The sequence below is a fragment of the Polaribacter vadi genome, assembly GCF_018861005.1.
Taxonomy (GTDB): domain Bacteria; phylum Bacteroidota; class Bacteroidia; order Flavobacteriales; family Flavobacteriaceae; genus Polaribacter; species Polaribacter vadi_A.
The window spans coordinates 305,054-317,277 of record NZ_JAHKQL010000015.1 but is presented as its reverse complement, the minus strand read 5'-3'; the positions used below and the strand labels follow the sequence as shown (position 1 = coordinate 317,277).

Sequence of the window (12,224 nt, the reverse complement as noted above, 5' to 3'; positions counted from 1 at the left end):
GATTTAAAAAAATAATAGTTAAAGTTCCGAATCAATATCTTAGAAATTTTTGAGAAGTATTTAAGGTTTTATGTGGCAAAGATAATCTATCAAATATTTTTAAAAGCCTCTATGTTTTTATCAGTTTAATAAAATCAGCCGTTATTTTTTATTAAAAAGTAGATTTAAGCAACTGAATGGTCTAATTCAGCAATGATAAAAAACACATCCGTGGTATTTTTGAAAAACTAATTAATGTAACAAATAAAAAACTGACAATTAACACCTTACATACTAAATAATTAACTAAAACTAAATTATGAGAAATATTATAACCACATGCCTTCTAATGGTTTCTTTTTTTGCATTTGCCCAACAAAAAACCATAAAAGGTAAAATTGTTGATAAAAAAGGGGTACCACTTTTAGGTGTAAATGTTATTCAAAAAGGAACTAAAAACGGAACTAATTCAAATTTTGATGGCGAATATTCTATAACATTAAAAGGAAAGGGAAATAAATTAGAATTTAGTTTTTTAGGCTATAAAACAATAACCGTAATTGCAGATAAAGCAGTTGTAAACGTGCAATTAGAAGAAAGTGCACTCTCATTAGATGAAATTACTGTTACAGTGGGTTTAAGAGCAGCTCAATTACAAGCTATTAAAGATAAAAGAAACTCGGATGATATTATAGAATCTATTACCTCAGAAGATATAGGTAGCTTTTCAGATAATAATACTGCTGATGCTTTAGAGCGCGTTGCGGGTGTTCAAGTAGAAAGAAATATAGATGGAACTGGGGGAGATAGAATTTCTATACAAGGTTTAGGACCAGAATTTGTAGAAGTAACCATTAATGGGAGGACTCCACTTTCAGCAGGAGATGATGGGTATAGTGGTTTAAGACAGTTTAACTTAGATGTTCTACCAACAGAAATTATTAGTGGTGCTACGATTAATAAAACTGGGGGAGCAGGAAGTTCTGGTGGTATTGGAGGAAATGTAAACTTTAATACTATGAGACCTTTAAATATGCGTTATAAAGGAGGTAAAAAATATTTTGGTGTGGTTTCTTCCAGGACTACAGCCAATAGTGACAAACCAGAATTGGGAAGCAGAAATTCAATGGCATTTGGAGGTAAAATTACCGATAAACTTGGTGCATTTGTAACTTACCTACAATCAAATGAGGTAACCGTTCAAAATTCATATGGTCTAGGAATTCAAACACCTAGAGATTATAGAATTGATATAAATGGTAACGGAGTATATGATGAAGGAGTTGATACTTTTTATGCTGCTATTGATAGTACGCATTTTGGACCTGCTAATGGTGGTGCTACTATAAATAAAAGAATAAATAAAAGAGCAGCATCGTCATTTGGTATTCAATACAAACCAAATAAGAAATTAGATATTATGCTGGATTATACATACACTAGTTTAGAGATTGATTCTCAAAGAGATGTTTTGCAAACGTTTTTTAATGGTTTTTATGGAGATAATACATTGTGGTCACCAGATGCCCTTGAGTTTAATGGATCTCATTTAACATATTTTGACATAGATGGTGCTGTAGATGCTGGGTATTTTATAAGAAGTAGAACAACTCAAACTAAGAATACAACAAAAAGTGGTTTAGGTGGGTTAAACGTTAGATACAACGCTAATAAAAAATTAAACTTAGCTGCAGATCTATCTTATTCTACTATTAATTTTGTGGGTCAGACAGTAAATGCTGGAACTATAATATATAACCAGGCTTTTGATGAATTTAATCCTCAAGATTTATCGTTAGATGTAAGAGGAGATAAACCTTCTTTTGGATATCCTAATATATATGATCCTAATATCTTTGATGGTGGCGTTCCAAATGTAGGAAATGCCAAAACAAAAAATATAGGAATTAAATATCAGGCTAAATTAACTGCAGATTACAGACTAAATAAAAACTTTAGATTAAATGCTGGTGTAACTTATGATTATAGCGATACTCAATCTAGACGATTTATAGTAAACTCAAATACTTTTGTAAAAGAAAATGGTACTATTGGGCTTACTGCTGAGCAGTTACAGACTTATATAGATTTTGTTGATCAAGGTGATAGAACAGATGGAGTTTTCTTAGAAGGAGGTACTGGTTTAGATAATTGGTTAGCTAGTTCTGGTTTTGCACTTTTTAATGCAGATCCTGAATTTGCCTCTTATAATGGAGGAGAAGTTTTTAATTTTGACAAACATCTTTCAGAAATTCCAGGAGAAGAAGATAACGTTGGATTTACTCCAAGTAGATCGTATCAGATTATAGAAAGTAATCTTAAAGCATATTTGGATGTAAGGTGGATTACTAAAATTTTTGGTCGTAAATCAGTTTTTAGGTTTTCTTCATCAGTTGTTAAATATGATAATGCTTCATCAGGATTTTCATCGATTACATTTTATGATCCTTTAGATGATACAGAGACTGCGGATACTGGTTTTTCTCAATACCTTGTAACAGATAATACCACCATAAATTTCTTACCTAGTTTTAATGGGACGGTTGATTTAACTAAAAAGTTAAAATTTCGATTAGCTGCTAGTAAAAGATTATCAAGACCTAGAGTTAGAAGTTTACTACCTAACAATACAATTAGATTGATAGATCCAGAATCAGAACTATTAGACCCTAATTCTGAAAACTATAGTCCTAATGATCCTAATTTTCGTAACACAATTACAGCAGGAAATGCTGCTTTAGTACCTAGAACAGCTTGGTCTTTTAATACTGCTTTAAGTTATTATACTAATAATGGAGGTATTTTTACAGTAGGTGGCTTTTATAGAGATATTAGAAATAACTCTAGTATATTACGACTGTTGGATCAACCATTTCCTAGTGTAGATGAAATAGGTATCGTAGCTCCTGAAGGATTTGAGGATACCTTGGTTGATATCAGACAACCTGTAAATAATGCATCCAATGCTCAGGTGTACGGGTTTGAAGCAGGGTTTAATCAACATTTTACTTTTTTACCAGGTTTTCTTAGTGGTTTCGGTTTTTCTGCTAACTTTACCTATACCGAAAGTGAATTTGTAACAAACCAAGGAATTGATTCACCACTAGGCTTACCAGGAACTTCAAAATATAGTGGAAAAGCAATTTTATATTACCAAAAGTATGATTTTACCTTTAGAGCTACGGGGTCTTACAGAAGTAATTATTTAAGCCGTCTTGGAAGTTTTGGTAATATAGGTCAAGATATAACTCAGTATACGATTGGAAACGCGGTATTTGGATTAAATGCTCAATATAACCTTGGTAAACAGATAAATATAAATATGAGTGTTTCTAATTTAACGGGTGCGGATAATCAAAAATATTTAGATAACGATGTAAATAATTTTTTAAATTTTACTGCCTTACAACCCGTATATACACTTGGTGTATTATATAGATTATAAAAAATTAAATATAAATTTATTAACAATTTAAAAATATATAGAAATGCTAAAAAAAATAATATTATCGCTTTTTTGCTTAGCTATAATGGCTTGCGAGCTAGAAATACCTAAGTCAAATTTAATTATTATTGATAGTGATGCAACTTACACACAACTTGGTCATACAGCTGTGCCAGGAGGTCATATAGGTGTAATAAGAAGAGTGGCTAGCCTTACACTAGAAGAAGGAGTTTTTGATTTACTTGCAGAAGAAACCCTAGTAGACCCAACCATAGAAGAAGCAAGTCTAGACGGTTTTACCTTTCAACTTATAGACCAATCTGTAGAGAATGCAATTGAGTTAAGTAGCACAGGTGTTATTACAATAAATGATATTAATGCTTTTGATCCTACCAGATATGATCGTATCACTGTAAATTATGTAGCATTTCTTGAGGATAAATCTAAAGAAGGTACTTTTTTTATTGATATTATTATTGATACTACAAATTCTGAATTTATAACGGAATGGAATGTTGAAGCAGGAGGTACCATTGTACTGCCTTTATATGCTGGAGACGACACAGACTATAATTTTACTGTAAATTGGGAGAATACTGGTGATCCAGCAGATGATGTAGCCGTAACCTCTTTTGATGATCCAGATGCACAACATACTTTTGCTGATGCGGGTTTAAAAACCATTACCATTAAAGGTTTGATTAAGGGGTTTAATTTTGGTCAAAATGGAGCTAGTTCATCTAATTTTGTTGATGTAAAAAAATGGGGTTATATGTATTTTGGTAGTCAACCTAGCGTGTTTCAATGGTGCGATAATTTAGTGGAATTTACAGCAACAGATAATCCTTTAATAGGAAGTACAACCAATATGCAACTAATGTTTTTTAACGCACGTGTTTTTAATGGTGATTTAAGTGGTTGGAATGTTTCTCAAGTTACCTCTATGCATTCAACTTTTAGAAATTGTTTTGCTTTTAATGGTGATATTAGCACTTGGGATGTTTCTTCAGTTACTACTATGTATCGAATGTTTTTTAATAGTCCAGCTTTTAATCAAGACCTAAATAATTGGGATGTTTCCAATGTTACTGAATTCGGACAAATGTTTAGAAGATCAAACGCTTTTAATGGTGACATAAGCAATTGGGATGTTTCTGGTGCAACTAGTATGGGGCAAATGTTTAGACAGGCAGCTGCTTTTAATGGTGACATAAGCAATTGGGATGTTTCTAATGTTGTTGGTTTTACCTCATGTTTTCTTCAAGCAACATCATTTAATCAAGATATTTCAGATTGGACAGTTTCTTCTGCTTCAGATATGGCTACTATGTTTAGTGGTGCAACAATTTTCAGTCAAGATTTATCAGGTTGGGACACGAGTCTTGTTAGTACTTGTACCAATTTTGATCTTAACTCAGCATTAACAGAAGATCAATTACCTAAATTAGGTTGTTTTGGATTCTAACCTATACTATTTATATACAAAACTAAAATTAACACCCTTATAAACATACATTTAGAAATCCTTACTTTAAGTAATATCTTATATTAAGTAAGGATTTAAAAACTAAAAAACATGGAGAGACGAAAGGCTATCAAGTTAATAGGATTATTTGGTTTAGCATCTTGTGTGCCAACTAAGCTTTCAAGTCAGGTGGTAAATAACACTTGTGATATATGTAAAAATGCTTGGGAAAGTTTAGGGAAATTTACTAGAAGACGTTATCAATTTAGATATATAAAACCTTATACTAATTTACCAAAAGTCTTTATTTATGGAGATTCTGTATCTATTGGATATACTGAATATGTTAGAGCGTCTTTAAAAGATAAGGCATGTGTTTATCGATTACATACAAATGGACAATCTAGTAACCATTTTATTGCTAGAATGGAAGCAATGAGAAAAAAAATGTTTCAACCTTACCTAAAAGGAGGATGGAATTTTGAATGGGATGCAATTCATTTTAATGTTGGTTTACACGATTTAAAATATTTAGCAGGTAAAAAATTAGATAAAGAAAATGGAAAGCAAGTATCTACTTTAAAAGTCTATGAAGATAACTTACATAAAATTATAAAGTATCTTAAAGCAAATTACCCAAAAGCAAAATTAATATTTGCTACCACAACTCCAGTACCAGAAGGTGCAGAAGGAAGGTTTGCAGGTGATTCTATAAAATATAACAAAGTGGCCTTAAATGTAATGAAACAATATCCTGAGGTTCTTGTTAACGATTTATTTACGTTTTCAGTTCCTGTTTTAAAAGAGCATGGTGTAAAAAAAGGAGACGTACATTATAAAGCAGAAGGTTCTCGATTACAAGGTATTCAAGTTTCAAAAAAAATTGCAGACGCAATAAGTATAAAACCTATTGAATGCCCATCAACAGATATTATTAATGCTCAATTTAAAGCATACGAATCTAAAAAGAAGAATTAAAAATGAAGTATAAAAGTGTTTTTTTTATAATGATGTTATTTGGCTTTTTAAGCCTACAATCTTGTAATTCTCAAGTTCAAAAAGAAAAAAAACCAAATATTATTTTCTTTTTTACTGATGATCAATCTTATGATACTCAGAAAGATTTTGGTAATCCAGATGTAAAAACACCCAACCTAGATATTTTGGCAAGTAAAGGAGTTGCTTTTAAAAGACATTACAATACTACTGCAATTTGCATGGCAAGTAGAGCAAACGTTATGACAGGGCAATTCGAGTATAAAACAGGTTGTAATTTCGATCATGGTTCTTTAAAAACAAAACAATGGTCTACCTCCTACCCTGTTTTATTAAGAGAAGCAGGTTATAATGTTGGTTTTGCTGGTAAGTTTGGTTTTTCAGTTTCTGATACCAATGGAGGATGGAAAAAAGAAGGAGAAGTTGCCAAAAAAGATTTCGATTTTTGGGCAGGTAGTCCACATCAAACATCATACAAAACAATAGAAAATAAATCTTTAGCTAAGTATGCAGAAGAATATCCACATAGTACACGTGCTTATGGAGCAGCAAGTATAGATTTTATTAGAAAATCTGTAGAAGAGGATAAACCTTTTTGTATGAGCGTATTTTTTAAAGCACCTCACAGACCAGTTGAACCAGATCCAATATTTGATTCTATTTATGCAAATACTACTTTTAGAAAATTACCTAATTATGGAAGAGAAGCAGGAGAACATCTTTCAAAACAATCTAAAATGGGTAGACAATATCCAAGATTTGAAGGATGGGGTTATGATAAGGATGAAACATATCAAGAAGCTTTACGAAAATACAATCAACTAATTTATGGGGTAGACTATTCTATAGGAATGGTGTTAGAAGAATTGAAAAAATCAGGTTTAGAAGAAAATACAATTATTATTTTTTCTTCTGATAATGGATATTTCAATGGTTCACATGGTTTAGGCTCAAAAGTATTGCCTTATGAAGAAGGTGCAAGAACGCCACTTATTATTGTAGATCCAAATCAAAAAAATAAAGCAATTAAAACAACGTCATTATCTGGAAATGTAGATATTTCTGCAACAATTCTTGATTATGCAGGTGTAAAAATTCCTGAAGTTTACGATGGTAAAAGTTTAGCAGAAGTATTAGAAAATCCTAATAAACAAGTAAGAAATACTTTACCAATAATTCAAGTTTGGGGACCAAAAGCTACACACTGTTTAACAGTTATGGACAATCAGTATAAATATGTGTATTGGTATTATGAAGATAAAGAAAAAGGAATTCATCCAACAGAAGAATTATTTGATATAGTAAATGATCCTTACGAAATGCAAAATATTGCAAATCAATCAAAGTATCAAAGTCAACTTGAAGAAATGAGAGCATTGTATGATCAACAATTAGAACATTGGAAAAATGAAGGTGTTAAATATAATGGATATGCAAAATATGAATCATTATTTGAAAGACGCTAGCAGTGTAAAATAGACTTTATTATAATTTACAGAAAACTTAATATGAGGTTAGCTTTTATTCAAACAATGCTAGCTACATTTCATAACTTAATTATAATTTGAACTAATGAAACACTTTTATCAACTTACATTTATTTTAATTCTGATATTTGGTTGTTCTTCAACAAAAACATTAGATAATAGAAATACTAAATTAAACCCAACATCTATTAATCAATTTGTAATTAATGGTATTCATCTGGGAAAATCCAATATTAATGATGCTAAAAAATTAGGATATACTCTTGAAAATTATGAAGATGGTTGTAAAACGATAGCTAAATGGGATGGTCAAACTTTTTGGGATCATAATTGTAATGGCATATTAGAATCCATCAGCATAACTAAATATAAAAGTATGCCTCAATCATTAAAAGAGATGGGATACAATTTCTCATTATCTTATAACGAATGGATTGAACTTTTTAGAAAACAAGGCTATACAATAGAAATTAAGACGCAACCACATCAAAAATATGTAAAGCATAAAGGGTACGAATGTTTTACTGCTAAAGTTAGATTAACAAAATATAATATTAAAATAATAGATTTAAATTTTAGTTTTCAAGTAGGTAATGAAAAATCAAGAAATACATTATGGCGCATTAGAATAGTTGCTAAGGATTAAATTCAAGAAAACTTAGATAAACAATATTATATGTATGGTTACTTCTCTGCTTTTCCTTGACAAACTTATATTAAAGAGCTAGTACTTATCTTAAATTTATTGATAAAAAAAACAAATATGAAATCCTTTTTATTAATTATTCTACTGTTTTTTAGTTGCACTATTTTTTCACAAGAAGAGAAAAAAAATATTTTACTAATTCACGCTGCTCAACGTGATTCTCAAAATGGTAAATTTCCTTCTACTGGAGATGAAAGTTGGTATGCTGAAAGCACTCAAATGAGTCAATCTGATAATACTTTAGAATATGTAGCAGAATATTTACAAGGTCTCTTAGCTTTAACTAATGATTTTGCAGATATAAAAGTAGATTTTAATAGTATTGGAGATGCCAATTCAATCGCAGATATTTTCTACGACCCACAGTTTGCCACTACAAAATCTAATATAATCAATGGAGATTATAAATACGTGATTTTTTTTGATTCTGAACAAGCCTACACCTATCCAGAAATTATATACGAAGCCTGTAAACAGTTTTCACAACCCATTTTAGAAGCTGGAGCAACACCAATGTTAATGATGAATTATTCATCTTATGTTGCTGATGTAAATCAATTAGGAGAGTTTATTTATCGAGCAGCAAACGGAAATGGGATAGAAGTAATTCCTGCAGGTTATGCCATAGATTCAGCAGGTTTACAAGGCAGAAAAGTGGGTGTTGAAAGAGCTGAACAAGCAATGATAAGTGCTAGTGCACTCTATAGAAAAATAACAGGTTTTAATGCAGCTGATGCTAATTATATACCTACTTATGCAGATACAGATATAAATCCAGCAGCTCAATATGTTTTATCAAATGCTAAAATTACTGAACTTGTCAACTATGCCACAACTGCTGTAGATACGCATCAAACTATAGAACATTACAATACGAGTTACGAAAAAGATGGAGCTGTGGTTTATCGTAATTTAGACATTACAAACGCACCTTTTAATAGTGAAGTAAAATATTTTTATAAAGGCACAAGTACTCACGATTTTACAAAAGATAGATTAAATACCATTATTAGTAACTCATTAACGGCCACTGAAAGAAAATTAAGCCAACAAGTTTTTGGCACAAGAGATTGGACTGCAGAAGACACTCCTTTAAGAGCAACCGTTTTTCAAGAAAGTGCAGACCAAGGTGTATTTTTATACGTTGGCGGAACAGATCCTGGTGCAAATGCTCAAGACATAATCGACTCAAATCAAACCAATATGATTCCTCTAGTTTTCGATTGGATTAAAGGTTTTGAAAGCGCTAGTGGTGTAACTTCAACAACAAATGCTTTAAATAACGACGATTGTGCTGCTTTATGGTACAATTATCATTTTAGAGGATGGAAAACCATTCCGCTTACAGTAGGTATGGGTAGATTGAATGAAACGTTTTCTAATTTTATTGCAGCAGATGATGGTTTACACGTTTCAGATCCTCTTGTGTATATGAATGCAGCTATGATGATTGCATCTTCAATGGGTACAGAATTACCAATACCAGCAAATTTACCAACAAGAAGAGGAAGTTGGACACAAACACAGCTAGAAACAGCTATTAAAATGGGGCACGATTTGATAAAAGAATTGGCATATATGTCAGAAACTTTTGATTATGTTCCAGATAGTAATCTTTCAATTCAAACAAAATCTATTCCTAAAGTTAGCGTAAATCAAGCTTTTAATCATCAGTTAATGGCACAAGGTGGTTCAGGTAACTATACTTGGAAACTTATTTCAAGTTCAGCACTTCCAACTGGTTTGTCACTCTCTGAAAATGGTATAATTTCTGGCACAGCTACTACTGATTTTAAATATCAAAATGTTGCTTTTAAAGTTACAGACAGTAATGGAGCGTTTCGAAAAGTTGGTTTAAATTTAACATCAACCTTAGATGTTTTGGGTATTTCATCACCAGATATGATTACTGATGATATCTTCATTTATCCAAACCCGATTACCAATAACGAGCTAAATATTTCATTTTCTAAATCGTTAACTAAAGATGTTCAGATTGATTTATATACTTTAGATGGAAAGCATCTTGCTCAAAAAAAAAATGCTAGTTCAAACCAAATCATAAAGCTTTTGGTGAACAATATTCCATCAGGTATTTACTTACTTAAAATTAAAACGAAAAGCACAATAATCACCAAAAAGGTAATTATTAAATAGCATCTATTGTAATTATTGCTGTTTGTATTACTTATCTTTCATAAATGGGAGAATTCAGCAATACAAAGACCGAAAAGAGAGTGGTGTTTTGTGTTGTTAACTTTATGTTTGTTTAGCTCATAGTGTACATCTAGAATCATATTTAGAAAAAGAAATATGAATCAATTTTTCACTTAAACGAAAAGCGTAAACAACAAATGAATAATAGATATTGGTTCTTCTTTATAGTAAATTTAGCTTTTATGTATTCAGTTTTTTCTCAAACTGAATCACATAGAAAAGATAAACCCAATGTCATTATTGTCATCACAGATGATCAAGGAACAGGAGATTTATCTTGTATGGGAAATCCCTATATAAAAACCCCAAACATCGATAAGTTTTATCAAGAATCTGTAAGATTTACTAACTATCATGTTTCTTCTACTTGTGCACCTTCAAGAGGCGCATTAATGTCTGGTAGGCATACCAACAGAGTAAATACATTTCATACTATTACTGGTCGTTCAATTTTATTTGAAGATGAGTTGCTCCTTCCGAAAGTTTTTGCACAAAATGGATATACGAATGGAATGTTTGGCAAATGGCATTTAGGTGATAATTATCCTTATCGTCCAGAAGATAGAGGCTTTCATGAAGTAGTAAGAATTGGAGGAGGTGGAATAACTCAAGGACCAGATTTTTGGTGGAATGATGGTTTTGATGATACTTATTGGCACAATGGAGAATTACAAAAATACAATGGGTATTGTACAGATGTGTTTTTCTCTGAAGCTTTAGATTTCATCGAAGAAAATAAAGACAATCCTTTTTTTTGTTACATTTCAACAAATGCACCACATAAACCATGGAACCTTCCTAAAGAGTATTTAGATATTTATAAAAACTCAAAAAATGTAGGAGAAACTTATAAGCGTTTTTATGGAATGATAACCAATGTAGATGACAATTTTAAATTGTTAGAGCAAAAATTAGAAGCACTTAATTTAAAAGAAAATACAGTCGTTATTTTTACTACGGATAATGGAAGTGCTGGTGGACAAAGAATATTTGATGCAGGTTTACGAGGAGGAAAAGGAAGTGTTTACGAAGGTGGTCACAGAGTGCCTTTATTTGTAAGATGGCCAAATGGAAAAGTAACTGGAGGTAAAGATATTGATGAATTGGTTGCGCATTACGATTTACTACCAACCTTTGTAGATTTATTTGATTTTGATTTTAACCCGATGAAAACTTTAGATGGAAAAAGTCTAAAACCATTACTTGATGATAAAAAATCAACTTGGGAAAATCGTATTCTGTATGTTGATACGCAAAGATTACAAAACCTAATAAAATATAGAACTTACTCAGTTATGGATAATAATTGGCGTTTGGTAAATGGAAAAGAATTGTACAATATAAATACTGATAAAGGGCAAAAGAATAACATTATTAAACAGCATCCAGAAGTTGCTAATCGTTTGACAGAAGGTTATGAAAAATGGTGGCAATCCATCATGTCAGAAAAACCAAATGAAAGATATGGTTATATCAAAGTGGGTTCTCCAAAAGAAAATCCAAGTAGAATTTCTGCACACGATATGTTTACAGGGAAACATAATGGAGCTTGGCATCAAGATGGAGCCTCAAAAGCAGTACAAGCTACTGGTAGATGGAAAATTGAATTTGTTGAAGATGGTGAATATGCTATTTACTTAAGACGATTTCCAAGAGAAAGTGGATTGGCAATTAATGCAACTTTTCCTGGTCAAGAAAAAAGAATCGAGTTACAAAAAACAATGGCTGGTAGTACAAAATCAGATTTTGAAAAAGCGTATTTATATGTTGCCAATATCAACAAAGAGATAAGAATTAATACAGGACAATCAGAAATAAAATTTACCGGAAATATTCCTGCAGGTAAATACGATATGGAAGCACAATTGATAGATAAATCAGGGAAAGTTTACCCAGCTTACTATGTTTACATAGAAAAAATATAAAAAA

At 31.2% G+C, this 12,224-nt stretch carries 7 protein-coding genes; all 7 read left to right on the top strand.

Annotation, left to right across the window (positions count from 1 at the left end; genetic code table 11):
• Positions 1 to 298 precede the first annotated feature (298 nt).
• The 7 genes from KO506_RS08135 (at position 299) to KO506_RS08105 (ending at position 12,220) form a co-directional block, all read left to right on the top strand.
• Complete coding sequence (locus KO506_RS08135; RefSeq protein ID WP_215994397.1) at positions 299 to 3,424, top strand: TonB-dependent receptor; 3,126 nt, start codon at positions 299 to 301, stop codon at positions 3,422 to 3,424.
• A 43-nt stretch (positions 3,425 to 3,467) separates the two neighbouring features.
• The gene (locus KO506_RS08130) at positions 3,468 to 4,889 is read left to right on the top strand and encodes a BspA family leucine-rich repeat surface protein (RefSeq protein WP_215994396.1); all 1,422 of its coding nucleotides are present in this window, start codon (positions 3,468 to 3,470) and stop codon (positions 4,887 to 4,889) included.
• 111 nt (positions 4,890 to 5,000) lie between these two features.
• Positions 5,001 to 5,867 carry an SGNH/GDSL hydrolase family protein gene (locus KO506_RS08125; RefSeq protein ID WP_215994395.1) on the top strand — a complete coding sequence of 289 codons (867 nt, stop codon included), beginning with the start codon at positions 5,001 to 5,003 and terminating at the stop codon, positions 5,865 to 5,867.
• 2 nt (positions 5,868 to 5,869) lie between these two features.
• Complete coding sequence (locus KO506_RS08120; protein ID WP_215994394.1) at positions 5,870 to 7,351, top strand: sulfatase family protein; 1,482 nt, start codon at positions 5,870 to 5,872, stop codon at positions 7,349 to 7,351.
• Positions 7,352 to 7,457: 106 nt separating this feature from the next.
• The gene (locus tag KO506_RS08115) at positions 7,458 to 8,018 is read left to right on the top strand and encodes a hypothetical protein (protein ID WP_215994393.1); all 561 of its coding nucleotides are present in this window, start codon (positions 7,458 to 7,460) and stop codon (positions 8,016 to 8,018) included.
• A 117-nt stretch (positions 8,019 to 8,135) separates the two neighbouring features.
• The gene (locus KO506_RS08110; RefSeq protein ID WP_215994392.1) at positions 8,136 to 10,235 is read left to right on the top strand and encodes a T9SS type A sorting domain-containing protein; all 2,100 of its coding nucleotides are present in this window, start codon (positions 8,136 to 8,138) and stop codon (positions 10,233 to 10,235) included.
• 197 nt (positions 10,236 to 10,432) lie between these two features.
• The gene (locus KO506_RS08105; RefSeq protein ID WP_215994391.1) at positions 10,433 to 12,220 is read left to right on the top strand and encodes an arylsulfatase; all 1,788 of its coding nucleotides are present in this window, start codon (positions 10,433 to 10,435) and stop codon (positions 12,218 to 12,220) included.
• Positions 12,221 to 12,224: the final 4 nt, after the last annotated feature.